The 18,330-nt window shown below is 75.8% G+C and carries 19 protein-coding genes; 11 read left to right on the top strand and 8 right to left on the bottom strand.

The annotated features are described in order from the left end of the window. The first annotated feature begins 37 nt into the window (after positions 1-37). Genes PH189_RS17295 through PH189_RS17285 form a run of 3 tightly spaced genes read left to right on the top strand, consistent with a single transcriptional unit; the run spans position 38 to position 2,369 of the window. Positions 38-1,111, top strand: coding sequence for a hypothetical protein (locus tag PH189_RS17295; RefSeq protein ID WP_274190044.1), 1,074 nt, complete (start codon positions 38-40; stop codon positions 1,109-1,111). A 32-nt stretch (positions 1,112-1,143) separates the two neighbouring features. Then, the gene (locus PH189_RS17290; RefSeq protein ID WP_274190043.1) at positions 1,144-1,464 is read left to right on the top strand and encodes a YrhK family protein; all 321 of its coding nucleotides are present in this window, start codon (positions 1,144-1,146) and stop codon (positions 1,462-1,464) included. Between the two features lie 38 nt (positions 1,465-1,502). After that, positions 1,503-2,369: a DUF1206 domain-containing protein gene (locus PH189_RS17285; protein ID WP_274190042.1), complete on the top strand. Its 867-nt coding sequence runs from the start codon at positions 1,503-1,505 to the stop codon at positions 2,367-2,369. On the opposite strand, the gene PH189_RS17280 is transcribed toward PH189_RS17285, so the two are convergent. From PH189_RS17280 to PH189_RS17265, 4 genes are all read right to left on the bottom strand, one after another. Further along, entirely contained in the window at positions 2,366-3,226 is an 861-nt protein-coding gene (locus PH189_RS17280; protein WP_274190094.1) for an acyl-CoA desaturase, read from the bottom strand. The genes PH189_RS17285 and PH189_RS17280 overlap by 4 nt on opposite strands. Positions 3,227-3,533: 307 nt before the next feature. After that, positions 3,534-4,463, bottom strand: coding sequence for a Rieske (2Fe-2S) protein (locus PH189_RS17275; protein ID WP_274190041.1), 930 nt, complete (start codon positions 4,461-4,463; stop codon positions 3,534-3,536). Between the two features lie 78 nt (positions 4,464-4,541). Then, the gene (locus PH189_RS17270) at positions 4,542-5,621 is read right to left on the bottom strand and encodes an esterase/lipase family protein (protein WP_274190040.1); all 1,080 of its coding nucleotides are present in this window, start codon (positions 5,619-5,621) and stop codon (positions 4,542-4,544) included. Positions 5,622-5,700: 79 nt separating this feature from the next. After that, complete coding sequence (locus PH189_RS17265; protein ID WP_274190039.1) at positions 5,701-6,549, bottom strand: IclR family transcriptional regulator; 849 nt, start codon at positions 6,547-6,549, stop codon at positions 5,701-5,703. Positions 6,550-6,664: 115 nt separating this feature from the next. Between PH189_RS17265 and pcaH the strand changes: the two genes are divergently transcribed. From pcaH to PH189_RS17245, 4 genes are all read left to right on the top strand, one after another. Then, positions 6,665-7,375 (top strand): protocatechuate 3,4-dioxygenase subunit beta, encoded by a 711-nt coding sequence (gene pcaH / locus PH189_RS17260; protein WP_274190093.1) that lies wholly within the window; start codon positions 6,665-6,667, stop codon positions 7,373-7,375. Beyond that, on the top strand, positions 7,375-7,959 hold the full coding sequence (pcaG, locus tag PH189_RS17255) for a protocatechuate 3,4-dioxygenase subunit alpha (protein ID WP_274190038.1): 585 nt from the start codon (positions 7,375-7,377) through the stop codon (positions 7,957-7,959). Before pcaH ends, pcaG begins: the two co-directional genes overlap by 1 nt. After that, positions 7,956-9,167, top strand: coding sequence for a 4-hydroxybenzoate 3-monooxygenase (locus PH189_RS17250; protein ID WP_274190037.1), 1,212 nt, complete (start codon positions 7,956-7,958; stop codon positions 9,165-9,167). Before pcaG ends, PH189_RS17250 begins: the two co-directional genes overlap by 4 nt. 77 nt (positions 9,168-9,244) lie before the next feature. Beyond that, a complete protein-coding gene (locus tag PH189_RS17245; protein ID WP_274190036.1) occupies positions 9,245-10,618 on the top strand; it encodes a glycosyltransferase in 1,374 nt (457 codons plus the stop codon). Here PH189_RS17245 and PH189_RS17240 read toward each other — a convergent pair. Continuing rightward, positions 10,615-11,103 (bottom strand): Lrp/AsnC family transcriptional regulator, encoded by a 489-nt coding sequence (locus PH189_RS17240; RefSeq protein ID WP_274190035.1) that lies wholly within the window; start codon positions 11,101-11,103, stop codon positions 10,615-10,617. The two genes, PH189_RS17245 and PH189_RS17240, sit on opposite strands and share 4 nt — an antisense overlap. An 80-nt stretch (positions 11,104-11,183) precedes the next feature. On the opposite strand from PH189_RS17240, the gene PH189_RS17235 reads away from it, so the two are divergent. Then, positions 11,184-12,215: a DMT family transporter gene (locus PH189_RS17235; RefSeq protein ID WP_274190034.1), complete on the top strand. Its 1,032-nt coding sequence runs from the start codon at positions 11,184-11,186 to the stop codon at positions 12,213-12,215. A 307-nt stretch (positions 12,216-12,522) separates the two neighbouring features. Here the strand turns inward: PH189_RS17235 and PH189_RS17230 are convergent, their stop codons facing one another. Together PH189_RS17230 and PH189_RS17225 are read right to left on the bottom strand one after the other, a co-directional pair. Next, complete coding sequence (locus PH189_RS17230) at positions 12,523-13,836, bottom strand: sensor histidine kinase (protein WP_274190033.1); 1,314 nt, start codon at positions 13,834-13,836, stop codon at positions 12,523-12,525. Beyond that, positions 13,833-14,495 (bottom strand): response regulator transcription factor, encoded by a 663-nt coding sequence (locus PH189_RS17225; protein WP_274190092.1) that lies wholly within the window; start codon positions 14,493-14,495, stop codon positions 13,833-13,835. Before PH189_RS17225 ends, PH189_RS17230 begins: the two co-directional genes overlap by 4 nt. Positions 14,496-14,578: 83 nt before the next feature. Here PH189_RS17225 and PH189_RS17220 point away from each other — a divergent pair, with 83 nt between their 5' ends. From PH189_RS17220 to PH189_RS17210, 3 genes are read left to right on the top strand one after another with little or no spacing between them, the layout of a single operon-like run. After that, positions 14,579-15,643, top strand: coding sequence for a LolA family protein (locus PH189_RS17220; RefSeq protein WP_274190032.1), 1,065 nt, complete (start codon positions 14,579-14,581; stop codon positions 15,641-15,643). Further along, positions 15,640-16,605 (top strand): ABC transporter ATP-binding protein, encoded by a 966-nt coding sequence (locus PH189_RS17215; RefSeq protein WP_337994166.1) that lies wholly within the window; start codon positions 15,640-15,642, stop codon positions 16,603-16,605. Before PH189_RS17220 ends, PH189_RS17215 begins: the two co-directional genes overlap by 4 nt. Beyond that, entirely contained in the window at positions 16,602-17,462 is an 861-nt protein-coding gene (locus tag PH189_RS17210; RefSeq protein WP_274190031.1) for an ABC transporter permease subunit, read from the top strand. Before PH189_RS17215 ends, PH189_RS17210 begins: the two co-directional genes overlap by 4 nt. Before the next feature lie 6 nt (positions 17,463-17,468). Here PH189_RS17210 and PH189_RS17205 read toward each other — a convergent pair whose 3' ends face one another. After that, on the bottom strand, positions 17,469-18,299 hold the full coding sequence (locus PH189_RS17205; protein WP_274190030.1) for an NAD(P)H-binding protein: 831 nt from the start codon (positions 18,297-18,299) through the stop codon (positions 17,469-17,471). Between the last annotated feature and the right edge of the window lie 31 nt (positions 18,300-18,330).

The raw sequence follows: 18,330 nt of genomic DNA, 5'->3' as shown, positions 1-18,330 counted from the left end.
TTCCCGACCGTCGGTGGGGTACGGCACCGTGTGCCCCATGCCCCCGGGTCCGGAGACCACCGACGAGACGGACGAGGAGCTGCCCACCTCTCTCGAGGACGCCGCCGACCTGCTCTACGGCGTGGGGCGCGAGGAGTTCATCGGGGTGCGCGACGCGCTGGTCAAGCAGGTCCGCGCCGCGGGCGACCGCGAGCTGGCCACGGAGATCGGCGGGCTGCGCAAGCCGTCGGTGGCGGCCTGGGTGGCCAACCGGCTGGCCCGCGAGTACCCCGACGAGGTCGAGGGCCTCGAGGAGCTGGGCGGATCGCTGCGCGAGGCCCAGGAGAAGCTCGAGGGCGACGCGCTGCGCCAGCTCTCCCGCCAGCGCCATGGGCTGATCAACGCACTGGTCGAGCGGGGCCGGCGCATCGCCCGCGAGGAGGCCGTGCGTCTCGGGGACCCGGCCGTGCGCGAGCTCGAGAAGACGATCGGGGCCGCGCTCGCCGATCCCGCCGCCGCGCGGGCCCTGGCGGGCGGGCAGCTCGCGGGCGGGATGGAGGCGGGGCCGGGGCTCGGCGACGGTGGGATCAGCGCCGCGCTCGGCGGCCCCGCCTCGGGCGCCCGCTCCGCCCGCACGGCGCGGCCGTCGCGGCCCTCGACGCGCCGCCCCGATCGCCGCCCCCCGCGCGCGCCGCGCACCGGGGACGCCACGGCGCCCGGGCCCGAGGAGCCGATCGACCGGGACGGGGAGGACCGGGCGCGCGCCGAGCAGGAGGAGCGCCAGCAGGAACAGCGCCAGCGGGAGGAGCGCGAACGCCGGGAGCGCGAGGAGCGTGAGCGCGCGGAGCAGGCCGCCCGCGAGAGCCGCGAGCGCGCCGACGAGGCCGCCGAGCTGGCCCGCCGTGCCGCCGAGGAGGCCGACACGGCGACGGGCGAGGCCGAGGACGCCGACGCTGCCGTGAGCGACCTGCGCGCCCGGCTCGAGGCCGCCGAGGAGACCCGCCGGAGCGCCTGGGACGCCGCCGACGCCGCCGCCCGCAAGCGCGACGCCCGTCGCCGGGAGGCCGACCGCGCCCGGGAGGACGCCGAGTCCGCCGAGCGCCACGTTCGCACGCTCGGGGTACAGAGCTGACCTCGGACGCGCCGACGCGGCACGCTGTCCCCATGACCGCACCACTGCCGCCGCCCGCGGACGGCGCGACCGAGAGGCCCCCGCTGATCTTCTCGATCGGCCGCGAGGAGCTGATCATCCGGCGGCGCTACGAGGTGGCGTCGATCGTCAACGACATCCTCATCGCGCTGTGGTTCCTCATCGGCAGCATCCTGTTCTTCTCGGAGGAGACCACCTACGCGGGCACCTGGTTCTTCGTCGTCGGCAGCGTCGAGCTGCTGATCCGCCCGGCGATCCGCCTGGCCCGCCGGGTGCACCTCCAGCGGATTCCCGGCACCGAGGGCGTCCCGCCCGGGACCGGTCCCGACTTCTGAGGGTTTCGCCGTCGCGCGCGTCGGGTGACTCGGTGGGAGTGACCACCGAGCACACGGCCGGGGAGGCCGTCGAGGACGCGGCCGAGGAGGCGGTCGACCGCACGCTGCACGGCGGCGGCGACGCCCCGAGCCGCCTCGTCGAGCTCCTCGGCCGCGCGGGCCTGGTCGCGTACGGCGCGGTCCACCTGCTCGTCGCCGGCCTGGGTCTGCGGCTGGCGCTGGGACGGACGCCCGCGGAGGTCGACCAGCAGGGCGCCGTCGCCGCCGTCGCCTCGGTCGGCACGCTCGGGGTGCTGCTGCTCGTGGTGTTCGTCGCCGGGCTGGTGGCCTTCGCCGCCTGGCAGATCGCCGCGACCGTCGCCGGGTTCCGGTGGGTCTCGGGCGGCGAGCGCTTCCGCAAGCGGGTGGGCGCCGCGTCGAAGGCGGTCGCGGTGCTCGCCGTCGCGCTCGCGGCCGCCCGCAGCGTGCTGGGCGACCAGCAGAACGGCCGCGCGGGACCCCAGAAGCTCGTGACGTGGCTCCTGGCGCTGCCGGCCGGCAACCTGCTGGTGGGCGCGGTCGCGGTCACCGTCATGGTGATCGCGGGCACGATGGTCTACACCGGCGTCGCCCGGACCTTCATGGGCGATCTCGTCGACGACATGCCGGCCGGGGCGCGTCGGGCCGCCGTGGTGCTCGGCGCGGTCGGCAACGTCGCCCGGGCCGTCGCCTTCGGCGCCGTCGGCGTGCTCTTCGCGGTCGCGGCGTGGCACGGCGACCCCGCGCGGGTCGGCGGCCTGGACGCCGCGTTGCGCGAGCTCGTCAGCCGGTGGCAGGGCGTGAGCCCGCTCGTGCTGATCTCGCTGGGAATCGCGGCGTTCGGCCTGTACTGCGTCCTCGACGCCCGCTACCGCCGCGCCTGCTAGGCGGTCGCGGCCAGCCGGTCGAGGCGTCGGGGCGTCGGCCACTTGACGTGGCTGACCCAGCCGAACTTCTCGAAGATCCAGATCAGGCGCGCCGAGATGTCGATCTGACCGCGACCGACGCCGTGGCGGGCCGAGGTGGGGTCGGCGTGGTGCAGGTTGTGCCACGACTCGCCCATGCTCGGGATCGAGAGCAGCCAGACGTTCGTCGAACGGTCCCGGGCCCGCCAGGGGCGCTCGCCGACGAGGTGACAGATCGAGTTCGTGGACCACGCCACGTGGTGGGTGAGCCCGATGCGCACGAGGCTCGCCCAGAAGAACGCGGTCAGCGCGCCCCACCACGACCAGGTGATGAGCCCGCCGAGCAGCGGCGGCGCGAGCAGGCTGATCACCGTGAGCGGGGTGAACCAGCGGTTGACCGCGCGCATGTCGGGGTCGGCGAGGAGGTCCGGGGTGAACCGCTGCTGGTTGGTCAGCGAGCGGTCGAAGATCCAGCCCATGTGGGCGTGCCAGAAGCCGCGCACGAGGGCCACCGGGGAGGTGCCGAACGCCCAGGGCGAGTGCGGGTCGCCCTCCTTGTCGGCGAAGAGGTGGTGACGGCGGTGGTCGGCGACCCAGTGCCGGATCGGCCCCTGTACCGCCATGCTCCCGGCCACGCCGAGGGCGATCCGCAGGGCGCGCTTGGCGCGGAACGCGCCGTGGGTGAAGTACCGGTGGAACCCGACGGTGACGCCGAGCATGGTCAGCACGTAGAAGAGCGCGGTCAGCCCGACGTCCACCCACGTCAGCCCCCAGCCCCAGGCCAGCGGCACGGCGGCGATCAGGGCGACGAACGGCACGAAGGCGAACAGGTAGACCATCACGTGCGGCGCGATGTGGCGCACGTGGTCGGACAGGTCCCCCTGGGGGGACGCGGGAGTGTGTGTGGCGGGCGGGTCGGCGGGGGGCGAAGCCGGACCGGACGTCATGCGGAGGAGCTCCCGGGGGGCGCGGCGGGTCGTGGGCGACGGGCTCGTCGACCAGGTGGTGGATGCCGGATTTCTACCCTGACACGGGCCCGACGGTCCCCGCGCTGCGGGAGCAGGGGGACGCGCGACCGCCGGGCGGGGTTCGCCCGGTGGCCACTCGGCGCTCACCCGGACGCTCCGGCGGGGTGCACCCGTTCGGTCAGCTCGCCGGGACGCCCGCGTAGCCGGTGACCGCGAGCTCGAGACGGCCGTCACGCACCCGGGTGCGGAACGTCGGCTGCGGGGCGGTGGCCGGGCCGTGCACCACGGAGCCGGTGTCGAGCCGGAACACGCTGCCGTGCCAGGGGCAGACGATGCACGCGGGCCCCTCGCCGTTCGTGATCCGGCCTTCGTGCAGCGGCGCCGAGGCGTGGGCGCAGCGGTCGGCGAGGGCGTGGATCCGCTCGCCGCGACGCACGACGAGCACGCCGACGTCACCGACGATCCGCCGGGTGGGCTCGCCCTCGGGCAGCTCGTCGACGGTGCCGACGTCGGTCCAGTCGCCGGGCCCGATGTGCGGGTAGCCCTCGGCGTGGTTGGCGCCCATCGCCTGGTGATAGGCCATGTGCCCGCCCAGGGCGGCGCCTGCGGTGCCGACGGTCAGCGCGGCCCAGCCGAGCAGGGCGCCCCGCACGCCGCGTCCCCGCAGGCGCGCGGCCAGCGACGCCGCGTAGCCGGCGAGCATGACCCCGTTGGCGGCGGCGTGGACGACACCGACGCGCTGCTGCTCCTCGTGCCCGTCGGCGTAGTCGGCCCAGCCGGCCGCGGCGGTCGGGACCGCGGAGACCAGCCCGAGCGCGATGAGGACGGTCGCGGGCCGGCGGGTGCGGGGCGCGACGTCGAGCACGCCCGCCGAGACGAAGCTGCCGAGCGAGAGCTGCGCGAGCATCGGGTGCAGCGGGTGGCCCATCCACACCCCGTGCAGCGCGTCCTTGACGTCCTGGCGGCGCAGCACCTTGTGGACGGCGTCGCGCAGCGGTGCGGCGACCTTGTCGAGGGCGGGGTTCTTCGCGAGGCGGTCGATGTCGTCGAACGGGCGCATGCGGGCGTCCTCCCGGGCGGTGGTGGTGCTCGGGGTGTCGCCGATCACCGACCCCGGTCAAACCCCCGTCGGGGGGTGCGCTCCGCGCACGTGAGCACTTCGGAGTGCTCCAGCACTCCGAACTGCTCACATGCCGGAGGCACCCAGCGTGTACGACGCGAGCTCGGGCTCGGCGAGCACGTGCGGGTAGAGCGCCACCTGCGCGCCGACGCCGGCGGTGAAGGTCGCGAGGCGGGCCGGGAAGGTCACGGGGTCCACGCCCTCGTGGAGGGGTGCGAGGCACGCGGCGCGGTCGACGCGCGACGCCCGCGCCGGGCCGTCGTGCTCGAGGGCGTCGATCACCAGCGCGTACGCGACGGCGTCGAAGGTCCCCATCGACAGGTGGTCGGCGACGTGGCCCGGGCAGACGTCGAAGGTCGAGATGTTGGCGCGCCGGCCCCCACCGGTGGTCAGCGCCGAGCTGGGCGCGGGTCCGAGGTTCGGGACCACCACCTCGTCGGTCGGCGTCCACATCGAGGTGTAGTCGATGCCGGCGAAGGTCTCGGCGCGCGAGTTGAGCGCGGTGGTGAACGCCGAGAGCGTCTGCTGCTGCCAGAACGCCGGCGCGCAGCCGGCGGCGGCGCAGACCGGGTAGGCGTCGAGCGTGCCGTGGTTGGACGGGTCGATGCCGATCACCTCGGCGACCCGGACGCGGGTGTCCGGCCAGAAGCGCAGCGCCCAGCGGCCGATCATGCCGCCCTGGCTGAACCCGACGATCGCGACGCGCTGCCCGCTGCGCTCGTGCATCGCGCGGATCGCGGCGACGACGTACTCGGCGGAGACCTGGATGTCGCTCATGGCGTGGTTCGGCAGCGTGACCGTGCAGTACGGGCGGTCGTCGGCGGCGAACGCGCGCTCGTAGTTCCAGGAGAAGTTCTCCTGCGCCGTCAGCGTCGTCCCGGGGATCAGCAGCACCGGCGGGCGCGACGCGCCGTCGACGTCGGCGGTGCAGTCGAGGGCGTCGTCGAGGTCGTCGTCCGCCACGCCCAGAGCGGGCCCGGGCCGGTCGAGCGGCGCGTACTCGCGCTCGGGCTGCGGGACGGGCAGCGGGAGCTGGGGTCCCGGCGCGGCCAGGGCGGGCACCCCGGCCCCGATCAGCGCCCCGGTCAGGGCAACGGCCACCCCGGCGGCGACGCACCAAGCACGGACCCGGCCGACCTGCCGCATCGCGGACCTCCCGTCACCGGGCCGCGACCGTCCCGGTGGATCACCGGCCCGGCGGTCCAACGATCGGACGTGGGCCCGGTCACGCGCCGCGTTCGGCCGTGCGCGGGGCGTCCGCGCCCGCCGCGCTCGGCAACGGGGTGACCACGCCCGACGGACGGCGCCGCGCCGACGGCGAGCCCAGGGCCCGCGAGATCCCGCGGGCGGTGGCCCGGACGGCCGGGACGATGGTGCGCGGGTCGCTGCCTGCGCTCGGCACGACCACCGACATCGCTGCGACGACCCGGTCGTCCTCCCCGCGGACCGGGGCCGCGACCGAGAGCGAGAGCAGGTCGACCAACCCGTCGCAGACGGCCACGCCCTCGCGACGCACGGCGGCCAGGGTGCGGCGCAGCGCGTGCGGGTCGGTGACCGTCCGCGGGGTCAGCGCGCTCAGGGGACCGGCGAGGACCTCCTCCTGCACCGAGACGTGGGCGAACGCCAGCAGCACCTGGCCGACCCCGGTGGCGTGCAGGGGCATGCGCCCGCCGACGCGGGTGAACACGCGCACCGCCTCCGGGTGCGCGAGGCGCTCGACGTAGACCACCTCGTGGCCGTCGCGCACCGCGAGCTGCACGTTCTGTCGCGTCGCCTCGTAGAGGTCCTCGAGGTAGGGCATGGCGCGTTCCCGCAGGCCCAGGCTGCGCGGCGCGAGCGCCCCGACCTCCCAGAGCCGCAGGCCGATCCGGTAGCGGCCGTCCTCGCCGCGCTCGAGGGCGCCCCAGGCGGCGAGCTCGCCGACCAGCCGGTGCGCCGTGGACAGCGGGAGACCGGCCGCGCGGGCGATGCCCGAGAGGGACAGGGCCTCGGCCCCCGGGCCGAACGCGGACAGGATCCCGAGCACGCGTCCGGTGACCGACGGTCCGCTCTGACCGTCGCGCTGTGGGCTCACCCTGCGCTCCTTCCGGTGGCCGGAAGCTCGATTCTGGCACGGCGCCGGCGCCAGGCACCCTGGCGGCGTGAGCGCATCGCAGGAGCCCGCGACGCAGCGGGCGGTGTCCGCCGAGATCGCCGAGGCCGCGGCGGCGCCGCCGCGGCCCGACGGCCATCCCGACCGGGCCTATCGCCCCTACCGCAGCACCGCCCTGCGGGCCCCGCAGCGACCTCTCGTCGTCACGCCGCCGAGCCTCACCGAGCTGGCCGCTCCGGTGTTCGGCGCGGCCGACGTGGCCCCGATCGAGGCCGACCTGACCCGGCACCACGCCGGCGAGCCGCTCGGCGAGCGGATCATCGTCACGGGCCGGGTCCTCGACGGCGACGGACGTCCGGTGCGCCACCAACTCGTCGAGGTCTGGCAGGCGAATGCCTCCGGGCGCTACCGCCACGACGGCGACCAGCACCCCGCACCGCTCGACCCGAACTTCACCGGCGGCGGCCGGGCGCTGACCGACGACGAGGGCCGCTACCGCTTCGTGACGATCAAGCCGGGCGCCTACCCGTGGCGCAACCACACCAACGCGTGGCGTCCCGCGCACATCCACTTCTCGCTGTTCGGGACGGCGTTCACCCAGCGCCTCGTCACGCAGATGTACTTCCCCGGGGACCCGCTGTTCGGGCTCGACCCGATCTTCCAGTCGGTCACCGACGAGAAGGCGCAGCAGCGGCTGATCGCCGCCTACGACCACGACGTCACCCAGCCGGAGTGGGCGCTGGGCTACCGCTGGGACATCGTGCTCGACGGCACGCACGCCACGCCGCCCGATGTGGACGGAGCCTGATGCTCGACCTCACGCCCTCCCAGACCGTCGGCCCGTTCTTCGCGTTCGGCCTGCCCTTCGACGGCGGCGGGGACGTCGTCCCCATGGGCACGCCCGGCGCGATCACACTGCACGGCACGGTGCGCGACGGCGCCGGCGCGGCCGTGCCCGACGCGCTGCTGGAGTTCTGGCAGACCGGTCCCGACGGTCGCGTGCCGGTGCGCCCGGGCGCGCTGCACCGCGACGGCCGCTCGTTCACCGGATTCGCCCGCGTCGCCACCGACCGCGCGGGGGACTACCGGCTGCGCACCTTGCGCCCGGCGGCACCGTCCGGCGCCCGCGACGCCCCGCACCTGGCCGTGACGGTGTTCGCGCGCGGCCTGCTGCACCACCTGTTCACCCGCGTCTACTTCCCGAACCACGTCGAGGCGAACGCCGCCGACCCGCTGCTCGCGCAGCTCGACGAGGAGCGCCGGGCCACGCTGATGGCCGTGCCGGACGGCGGCGTCACCGGCCCCGGGTACCGCTTCGACGTCCGGATGCAGGGCGCCGGGGAGACGGTGTTCCTCGACCTCTCGGTGTCCGGCGCCCCGGTGCCCACGTGAGCGCCCCGGACCGCACGCAGGTCGCGATCGTCGGCGGGGGACCCGCCGGCCTGATGCTCGCGCACCTGCTGCGGCGGCGCGGCGTCGACTCGGTGGTGCTCGAGGCCCGCCCGCGGCAGCGCGTCGAGACCCGCCAGCGCGCCGGCATCCTCGAGCACGGCACGGTCGAGGCCCTGCGCGAGGTCGGCGCCGACGCCCGGATGGACGCGCTCGGCATGCCGCACGACGGCTTCGAGCTGCGGTTCTCCGGGCGCAGCGTGCGCGTCGACATGCAGGAGCTCACCGGCGAGCACGTGATGATCTGGGCGCAGACCGAGGTGACCAAGGACCTCATCGCCCTGCGCCTGGAGCAGGACGAGCCGCTGCTGTTCGACGCCGAGGTGCTCTCGGTCGAGGACGTGGAGACCGACAGTCCGTCCGTGCGATACCGCCACGACGGCGCCGAGCACGTCCTGCGCGCCGATGTCGTCGTGGGTGCCGACGGGTCGTACGGGCCGGCGCGCCGCGCGATCCCGGACCACCTCGTGCGCCGCTTCGAGCGCATCTACCCGTACTCGTGGCTGGGGATCCTCGCCGACGTGGCGCCCTCGTCCCACGAGCTGATCTACGCCCGCGGGCGCACCGGGTTCGCGCTGGCCTCGATGCGCTCGTCGTCGGTCACCCGGGCCTACATCCAGGTGCCCAACGGCACCGACGCCGCCGACTGGGCCGACGAGGCCATCTGGGACGAGCTCGCGGCGCGCTTCGCGCTCGATTCAGGGGAGCACGCCGATAGGGAACCGTTCACCCTCGCCCGCGGCCCGATCACCGACAAGTCGGTGACCCCGATGCGCAGCATGGTCACCGAGCCGATGCGCCACGGGCGGCTGTTCCTCGCCGGCGACGCCGCGCACATCGTCCCGCCCACCGGGGCCAAGGGGCTCAACCTCGCGGTCGCCGACGTGCGGGTGCTGGCCGAGGCGCTCTCCGAGTGGTTCGCCACCAAGGACGAGACGCTCATCGACGCCTACTCCGACACCGTGCTGCGCCGCGTCTGGAGGGCCGCGCACTTCTCCTGGACGATGACCACGATGCTGCACGTCGACCCCGACGGCGACCCCTTCGACGAGCAGCTCGCCCTGGCCCACCTGCGCCACATCGCGACCTCGGAGTCCGCCAGGCGCGCGCTGGCCGAGAACTACCGGGGCCTCGCCCTGGGGGCGGTGTAGGCGGCGCCTAGGCTGCATCCGACGGGCGGCCCCGACGAGCGGCCTCGACGAGCGCAGACCCCGGGGGAGAACACCGCATGGGCGACCGGCTGATCTTCCAGCTCGGCACCAACAACTGGCAGCGCGACGGCGAGTTCGCCCCCGGCTCGGGGATCCTCCACGAGGCCCACCACACCGCGTACAACGATCTGCCCGGCGTGCGCTGCTACTCGGTGTTCCCGTCCCGGGTGCAGCGCTGGCGCACCGATGACGTGCGGGTGTTCCCGCTCGAGCACGACATCCCGATCTGCGAGTCGATCTCCCCGGTCTCGAGCTACCGGTGGCACGCGATGGACCCCGACGAGGTCGACGCGTACCGAGCCCGTCTGACGGCCTTCGTCACCGAGTGGATCGACGAGATCGAGGCGAGCACCGGCGACGAGTTCGGCCTGGCGATCGCCCACCACGCGTTCATGAACGCCGTGGTCATGCGCGACGTGATCCGGGCGCGGACGGCGGCGGGACGCCCGCGCATGCCGCTGCTGGACTTCGCCCACGGCACCGAGCTCAAGATGTACGTCCACGAGCAGCGCGGCGACAACCCCGCGGAGTTCCCGTGGCGGTTCCTCCCGTTCATGCAGCAGGAGAAGATCTTCGACTGGTCCGCGGGCCCGGAGCACGGCGTCGACGTCGTCGCGTCGATCTCCTCGGAGCAGATCGAGGCGTTCTCGGCGGTCTTCCCGGAGTTCCCGCGCGAGCGGATGGTGCTCTCCCACAACGGCTACAACCAGCACGCCTTCTTCCCCGCCCCGGAGCTGTACGCCGACCGCGCGCAGGTGCTCGCCGGTGTCACGACGCAGCCGCCCGCGGGATCCGAGCAGGCGCCGGAGGCGGTGGCGCCCGAGGGCGGGTTCGACGCCGTCGTCGCGTTCGTCGGCAAGTTCGCCGACTGGAAGCGCCTGGACGCCCTGCTCCGGGCGGCGGCCTCGTACGAGCGCGGCGGGCGGCGCGTGCTGACCCTCGTCGCGGGCTCGGGGCCGGTCGAGGAGCAGGTGAAGATGCACGATCTCGCGGCCTCGCTCGGCCTGGAACGGACCTACTTCCTCGGGCCGCGCCAGCAGGAGGAGCTCGCGACGGTCTTCGCCTGCGCCGATGTCGGCGTCTTCCCCTCCTACCGCGAGCCGTTCGGGCTCGTGTTCCTCGAGTGCATGGCCTGCGAGACCCCGGTGATCGGCGCCGACTCCGGCGGGCCGCGAGACTTCGTCACCGACGAGGTCGGCACGCTCGTGCCCGAGACCGACGACCGCCAGGAGCTCGCCGACTCCCTCGCCGCCGCCGTCACCCGGGCGCTCGACGAGGGCTGGAAGCAGAGCAAGGGCCCGGAGGCGGCCCGCTACGCGCGCGAGCGCTTCAGCGTCGTCACGCAGGTGTCGGACCTGCTGGGAGAGGTGGACCGGCTCGCCGGGGACTAGATCCGGGTGACCCGGTCCACCAGGCCCGAGGTCGCGACCATCGTCGTGAACCGCGCGACGCCCGGGACGCGGGCGAGCGTGCGCCGCAGCAGCACGTCGAGGGCCTCGACGTCGGCGACGTCGACGCGCAGCAGGTAGTCGACGTCGCCGGTGACGTGGTGGCAGCTCACGAGCCCGGCGAGGTCCACGATGTGGCGCTCGAAGCGGCCGACGGTGTTCGCGGTGTGATCGACGAGCGTCGCCGTCAGGTGCACGACCAGCCCGCGGTCGACGGCGTCGGGGTCGAGGACCGCGCGGTAGCCGCGGACCACCTTCTCGTTCTCGAGGCGCCGCAGCCGGCGCTGGGCCGACGAGGCCGAGATCGACACCGCCTCCGCGAGGTCGGCGAGGCTCTCCCGTCCGTGGTCGGCGAGGTGGTCGAGGATGCGGCGGTCGACCCGGTCCAGGGCGGGCTGGGCGGATCGTGCACGGTGGGGCGCGGTCATGACGCCATCATGCGCCTGCGGGCCGTCGACCCTGGAAGATCGCCCGGCATCACCCGCGGTCGCGCGCGCATCGTGGAGGCATGACGAGGAGGACGGCGCTCGGCGCGATGGTGCTGGCCGGCGCAGGGTGGGCCGCGGTGTTCGTGGCGCCGGAGCTGGCGCCGCTCGCGCCTGCGCTGCTGCTGGCGATGGGGAGGTTCGTGGCGTTCGGGGCGGTGTCGTTGCCCCAGCTGCGGCGCGTGCTGCGCACGGACGTCCCGTGGGTGCGGGTGACCGCGCACGCCGTCACCGGCTCGCTGCTCTACTACGGCCTCGTCGCCCTGTCCGTGCGCCTCGCGGGCCCGACCATCGCCGTCGCGACCATCGGCCTCGTACCGGTGGTCATGGCGCTGATCTCCGCCCGCCACCGGGGGCGCGCGGGCCTGATGGCCCTGCTGCCGGCCCTCGTGCTCGTCGGCGTCGGCCAGGTGCTGGTGCACACCTCGCCGACGCCCGGCCCCGGCGGCTGGTCCGCGGTGATCGGCACGGTGCTCGCGCTCGTCGCGGTGGCGTCCTGGAGCTGGTACGGCCTCGACTCGCACCGCCTGCTCGCCGACCGCCCCGACCTCGGGCCGGTGCTCGCCGGCGCCCAGGGCCTCGCCGCCGGCGTGCTGGCCCTGCCGCTGGCGATCTGGCTGCTCGCGACCGGCGGCGTGCCCGCCGAGCCGGTGCGCGCCCTGCTCGTCGTGCTCTTCCTCGGCCTCGTGTCGTCGTGGCTGGCGGTGCGGCTGTGGCACGCCGCGGCCGCGCGGCTCTCGCCCGTGCTGGTGAGCCAGCTGATGGCCCTCGAGACCGCGTGGGGCTTCGTGTTCGCCGCGCTGCTCGCGGGCGCGGTGCCCGGCCCGTTGGCCCTGCTCGGCGAGGTGGCCCTCGTCGCCGGCGTCGCCCTGGCCGTGGTCACCGACGGGCACCGGGAGCGGCGGGCCCATACCGCTCACGGGACACCCGGTTCGTCGGCGAGCAGCGCTCGCGCCGCCCGCAGCGCCGCGTCCCGCACGCGGGACGAGCGGGGGTCCTCGGCCGAGGTGTGCGCGACGGCCTCGAGCAGCGCGCACACCTCGAACCCGGCGTAGTCGCCGGCGAGTCCGGCGTAGCGACCGATCGCGACCCGCCGCCGCAGGACGGCGGCGGCGCGGTCGATGGTCTCGGCGTCGAGCCGCGCGCGGGCGCGGCGGTGATCGGCGTGGGTGGACACGACGGCTCCCCGGGGGCAGGCAGGAACGGGCGACGGCACCGCGGGGGAAGCGCGACACCGACCATCCTGCCCTTCACCCCCGACACCGGGCGGCCGCGACGAGCCTCGTGGAGCGAGGGCGTCCCTGGGTGCGTGGGACGCAGCGAGGGTGACCCTCGCTGCTCGACCGGGCCCCCGCGAGTCCTTCAGCCCACCGGCCAGCGCACGACGAGCCGCGTCCCGCCGTCGGGCGAGCTCGTCGCGCGGGTGGTGCCGCCCCGCCCGGCGACGAGGCGGGCGACGAGCGCCAGGCCGAGCCCGCTGCCCTCGCCCGCCTCGGGGGCCAGGCGGGTGAAGCGGTCGAAGACCCGGTCGCGGTCCCCGGGTGCGATGCCGGGCCCGTCGTCGTCGACCAGCAGGCGCACCCACCGTCCGGCGGGCACCACCGACACGTGCACCACGGTCGCGGCGTGCCGCCGGGCGTTGGCGAGCACGTTGTCCAGCACGATCGCGACCTCGGCCGGCGTCGCGGCGACCGTCACGGGCATCGGGGCCCACAGGGTCATGGCGACCAGGGGCTCCTCGGGCAGGCGCGCGAGCGCCTCGCCGACCGCGTCGACGAGGTCCACCGGCCGCGCCGGCATCCGCTCGCCCGCGTCCGCGCGCGCCAGCGCCAGCAGGTCGCCGACCAGGTCCGAGAGCCGCTCGGCCTCCCGCGCCACCGACCGCCACGTCTCGTCCCGCCCGATCTCGTCGGCTGCCGCCTGCTCCGGGTGCGCCACGGCGACGTCGGCCTGGGCGCGCAGCGCGGCGATGGGGGAGCGCAGCTCGTGCGCGGCCTCGCTGGTGAAGCGCTCGAGGCGCCCGACGGCGTCGTCCCGGCGGGCCAGCAGCGCGTTGATCTCGACGGCGAGGGCAGCGAGCTCGTCGCGCGACGGCGGGACCGGCAGGCGCTCCCCGGGGGCCACCGCCGCGGCCGCCACGCGCATCCGGTCCACCGGGCGCAGCGCCACGCGCGTCGCGACCCACGCCGCGACGCCCACCCCGACCGCGCCGAGCAGGGCGGCCACGGCGAGCCAGCGGGCGGCGTCGGCGACCAGGCTCGCGGCGCCGACCAGGTCGCGCGACGCCAGGACCAGACGCGGCGACCCGTCCGGGGCCGGCACCGGCACGGCGACCCAGCGCTGCGGCCCGAGCGCCCTGTCGGTGACGGTCACGGGCTGCCCGGCGGCCAGCCGCGACAGCGCGTCCGCGTCCACGGGGCGCGGTCCGCGGCCGTCGACCGGGGTCCCCGCCAGGTCGACCACCCGCACGCCCGGCGGCACCGTCGTCCCGCCGGCGACCGCTCCCGTCGCGGCGACGGCGCGCTCGGTGAGCGTCTGGTCCCCGCTCTCCACCAGCGCGGAGAACAGCAGCCCGCCGGCGACCCGGCCCACCGCGAGCAGCGCGACGACGGCGACGACCCCGACGACCAGGGTGATCCGCGTCCGCAGCGAGCGGCGCGCCCACCAGGACGTCACCCGGAGACCAGCCGGTAGCCCCGCCCGCGCTCGGTGCGCACGAGCTCTCCGGCGCCGACCGCCGCGAGCTTGCGCCGCAGGTAGCCGACGTAGACCTCGACGACGTTGCGGCTCGCCGACCCGCCCCCGCCCCAGACGGCGGCGAGCAGGTCGTCGCGCGTCAGGACGTCGTCGGGGTGCACCGCCAGCGCGTGCAGCACCGCGAATTCGCGGGCCGAGAGCTCGACGTCGCGGCCCTCCCAGGTCACCGACCGGGTCGCGGGATCGAGGGCCAGCGCGCCGTGCACCACGCGGGTGGTGGCGGGGCCGGAGCGGCGCAGCATCGCGCGGAGCTGGGCGACGAGCACGACGAACGAGAACGGCTTGACCAGGTAGCCGTCGGCGCCCAGGTCGAGCCCGTCGGCCTGGTCGACCTCGCCGTCCTTCGCCGAGAGCAGCAGCACCGGGGTGGCGACGCCCCCGGCACGCAGCGCCTCGAGCACCCGGTAGCCCGAGAGCCCGGGCAGCATGATGTCGAGGACCACCGCGTCGTAGGCACCGGTCGACGCCTCCTGCAGGCCCGCGTGGCCGTCGGCCACCGACCGGACCTCCATCCCCTCGGCGGCCAGCCCTCGCGCGAGGGCGTCGCGCACCCCCGGCTCGTCGTCGACCACCAGCACCCGGGGCACGGCACCGACGGTAGGCCTCCTCCCCGTCGTCGACGCTGAGAGGAGTCTCAGCGGGCGGGGGACACGATGGGGTCATGGGTCGCAGGCGCTGGGTCGGGGCAGGGTTGGGTGCGGTGCTCGTGGGCGCCGTCGGTGTGGGTCTCGTGGTCGCCCCGGCGGGCGCGTCGGCGGCCCCGGTGCTGCCGCCGGTGAGTCCCGAGGACCTCGTGTCCTCGGTGATGACCGCGGACCGGCAGCCGTTCGCCGGCGAGGTCGAGGTCGACAACGCCCTCGGTCTGCCCGCCGTCCCCGGCGTCCCGCAGCTCGCGAACGGCACGTCCTCGGTGCGCGTCTGGTCCGGCGGCGAGGGACGCGGGCGCGTCGCGCTCCCGTCGTCCGACGGCGAGCGGACGCTGGTGTCCGACGGCACGACGCGCTGGGCCTACGACTCGCGCGACCGCACGGCGACCCGCGCCCCCGCAGGTGAGGGCCGTCCGGACAACGCCGACAACCAGGACCCGACCACCGCCGCGACGCAGGCCATCGCGACGCTGCGGCAGTCGAGCACCGTCGCCGTCGACGGCACCGCCGAGGTCGCCGGACGCGCCGCCTACCAGCTGGTGCTGACCCCGCTGCCCACCGAGCGCACGCTGTTGCGCGAGGTGCGGGTGGCCGTCGACGCCGAGACGCGCCAGCCGCTGCAGCTCACGGTGCTCGCGCAGGGGTCGGGCGAGCCGGCGCTGCAGGTCGGCTTCTCCGAGATCGCCTACGGGCCGCAGGATCCGTCGCTGTTCACCTTCACCCCGCCGCCCGGCACGACCGTCCGGGACGCGCCGGCCCGCGGGGACCGTCCGGACCGCCCCGAGGGCGACCAGGGCCAGCGGGTCGGCGACGGCTGGGACACGGTGATCGTGGGCCGGGCGCCCCAGGGACAGCCGGGCCAGCAGCCCGACGGCCAGCAGCCGGAGGGTCAGCTGCCGGAGGGCCAGCAGCCCGAGGGTGCGCCGGACCTGTCCGCGCTCGGCACGCCGGTCAGCGGCCCGTGGGGCAGCGGGCGCGTGATCACCACCGCCGTGGCCACCGTGATCGTCACCGCGGACGGCCGGATCGCAGCCGGTGCGGTGCCGCAGCAGGTGCTCACCGAGGCCCTGGCCCGGTGACGGCGGGGACGAGCGCGCCGACGGACCAGCAGCCGGCGACCGCGTCCTCCCCGGACGCGGTCGCCGCGCGGGTCCGCGGGCTGCGCAAGACCTTCGGGGACACGGTCGCGATCGACGACGTCGATCTCGACGTCCCGGCCGGCGCCGTGCTCGGGATGCTCGGCCCGAACGGGTCGGGCAAGACCACCCTCATCCGGATGCTGCTCGGGCTGACCCGCCCGACCGCCGGGACGGTGGAGCTCCTCGGGCGCAGCGGGAACGACCTGGCCTCGGCGCTCCCGGACGTCGGCGCGCTCGTCGAGGGGCCGGGCTTCCACCCGTTCCTCTCCGGCCGCGACAACCTGCTGCGCAGCGCGGCCGCCGAGCCCCGTCTCGGCGGCGACCTGCGCGGGCCCGTCGACGCGGCGCTCGAGCGGGTCGGGCTCGCCGACGCCGCGCGCAAGCGCTACCGCGCCTACTCTCTGGGGATGAAGCAGCGCCTCGGGCTCGCCGCGGCGCTGCTCGTCCCGCGCCGCCTGGTGGTGCTCGACGAGCCGACCAACGGGCTCGACCCCGCGGGTACCCGTGACGTCCGGCGGGTCGTCGCCGAGCTCCGCGCGTCGGGGGCGACGGTGCTGCTCTCGTCGCACCTGCTCGCCGAGGTCGAGGCGGTGTGCAGCCACGTCGCGGTGCTCCAGACCGGGACGCTGCTGGTGGCGGGCGAGCTGCAGACGTTGCTCGACGCGGACACCGGCGGCCTGGTGGTCAGCACCCCCGACGTCGACGACGCGATCCTCGCCCTGCGCGAGGCGGGCGCACCCTCGTACCGCGCCGAGGGCGGTGTCGCGGTGCCGCCCGGCCCGCTCGAGGCGCCGGAGATCGTGGCCGCACTCGTCGCGGCGGGCGTCGCGGTGTGGGAGGTCCACCGGCGCCGGGCCCACCTCGAGGAGCTCTTCGCCCGCCTGACAGAGGAGGACGCGTGACGACCCTCGAGACCCGCACCCCCACCCGGACCACGGCCCCGCTCGGGCGGCTCGCGGCCGCCGAGGTCCGCTGGGTCCTGCGCCGCCCGCGCACCCTCGTGCTGCTCGGGCTCCTGGCCCTCGTCCCCGTCGCGATCGGGGTCGGCATCGCCCTCACTGGCGGGCCGGGCGACGGTGATCGCGACGGCCCCGGGCTGGTCGCCGCGGTGGCCGGCAACGGCCTGGTCCTGCCGATCGCCGCGATGGGGCTCGCCCTCACACTGCTGCTGCCCCTCACCGTCGCCACCGCGTCCGCCGACGCCCTGGCCGGCGAGGCCTCGCACGGCACGCTGCGCGGGCTGCTCCTGGCGCCGGTCGGGCGGACCCGGCTGGTCGTCATGAAGGCGGTCGGCGTGGTGACCGTCGCCGTGCTTGCCGTCCTGCTGGTCGCCGTCGTCGGCGTGATCACCGGGCTGGTCGTCGTCGGCGGCCCGAGCGGCACCATGATCACGCTGTCCGGCACGACGCTCGGGCTCGGCGAGGCCCTCGGACGCGTCCTGCTCGTGGCCGCCTGGACCGTCGTCCAGCTCCTCGCGGTCGCCGCGGTGGCCCTCGCGGTCTCGGCGTTCACCGAGCACCCGCTCGTGGTCCTGGCGGCCGTGCTCGGCGGGCTCATCGTCTTCGGCGTCCTCGCCGCGATCCCGTCGCTGGAGTGGCTCCAGCCCCTGCTGCTGACCTCGGGCTGGAGCGCCGGCACCGACGCCCTGCGCGACCCGCTGCCGCTCGACGGCCTCGTCTCCAGCACCGGACGCGCGCTGGTCTACCTCGTCCTCGGCGTCGGGATCACCGTGTGGCGCATGCGGCGCCGGGACGGGTAGCGCGGCTCAGACGAACGCGTCGAGATGGTCGCGCACCCACGTCGCGAAGCTCCGGCCCGGCGCTCCGAGCAGCGGGGCGACGTCGTCCACCGGCTGGGGCCTGCCGTCGCTGGCCGACCAGAGACGCAGCAGGGTGTCGGCGACCCAGGGCGGGGCGAACCGGCCCATCCGCTCGCGGTAGTCGTCGGCCGACAGCCCGGCCACCTCGACCTCGCGCCCGACCTCGGCGGCGATCACGCCGACCTGCTCGCGGAACGACAGCGACTCCGGCCCGGTGAGGCTCGGCGCCGTGCCCCGGACGGCACCCCCGGTGAGCGCGGCGACGGCGACGTCGGCGATGTCGGCCTCGTGGATCGGGGTGACGTGGCTGTCGGGGCAGGGCAGCTCCACGAGGCCCGCGCGCACCCCGTCGGCCCAGTCGAGGGTGTTGGTCGCGAACGCGCCGGGGCGCAGGAACGTCGCGGTGACGCCGGCGTCGTGCCAGGGCGCCTCGGCGCCGCGGTGCATCGCGCCGATCCGGTCCTCGGGATCGTCGTCGAGCACGGACAGCGAGGACAGCAGCACGACGTGCGCCACCCCGGCGGCGCGCGCCGCCTCGGCCACGAGGGAGCCGTCGCCCGAGGCGTAGAGGAAGGCCTGCTCGACACCGTCGAACGCCGCGGGCAGCGTCGACGGATCGGCGAGGTCGGCGGCGACCGTGATGATGCCCGCGGGCACGCCGAGGACGGACGGGTCGCGCCCCGAGGCGCGCAGCCGGTCGGCGGGGACGCCGGCGGCGAGCAGGCCGTCGAGGACGGCGCGGCCGACGTGGCCACGGGCTCCGGTCACGAGGATCATGCGAGGACCTTCCGTCCACGAACAGTGTTCG

This window comes from Actinomycetospora chibensis (genome assembly GCF_028737215.1).
GTDB lineage: Bacteria > Actinomycetota > Actinomycetes > Mycobacteriales > Pseudonocardiaceae > Actinomycetospora > Actinomycetospora chibensis.
This window is presented reverse-complemented; position numbering and strand designations above follow the sequence as displayed.

Bases quoted from the DNA above. Each gene is read 5' to 3' on its own strand.
- pcaG (WP_274190038.1), top strand. From the start codon at position 7,375: ATGCTCGACCTCACGCCCTCCCAGACCGTCGGCCCGTTCTTCGCGTTC.
- PH189_RS17270 (WP_274190040.1), bottom strand. From the start codon at position 5,621: ATGCGGCAGGTCGGCCGGGTCCGTGCTTGGTGCGTCGCCGCCGGGGTG.
- PH189_RS17290 (WP_274190043.1), top strand. From the start codon at position 1,144: ATGACCGCACCACTGCCGCCGCCCGCGGACGGCGCGACCGAGAGGCCC.
- PH189_RS17245 (WP_274190036.1), top strand. From the start codon at position 9,245: ATGGGCGACCGGCTGATCTTCCAGCTCGGCACCAACAACTGGCAGCGC.
- PH189_RS17205 (WP_274190030.1), bottom strand. From the start codon at position 18,299: ATGATCCTCGTGACCGGAGCCCGTGGCCACGTCGGCCGCGCCGTCCTC.
- PH189_RS17235 (WP_274190034.1), top strand. From the start codon at position 11,184: ATGACGAGGAGGACGGCGCTCGGCGCGATGGTGCTGGCCGGCGCAGGG.
- PH189_RS17220 (WP_274190032.1), top strand. From the start codon at position 14,579: ATGGGTCGCAGGCGCTGGGTCGGGGCAGGGTTGGGTGCGGTGCTCGTG.
- PH189_RS17240 (WP_274190035.1), bottom strand. From the start codon at position 11,103: ATGACCGCGCCCCACCGTGCACGATCCGCCCAGCCCGCCCTGGACCGG.
- PH189_RS17295 (WP_274190044.1), top strand. From the start codon at position 38: ATGCCCCCGGGTCCGGAGACCACCGACGAGACGGACGAGGAGCTGCCC.
- PH189_RS17280 (WP_274190094.1), bottom strand. From the start codon at position 3,226: ATGGTCTACCTGTTCGCCTTCGTGCCGTTCGTCGCCCTGATCGCCGCC.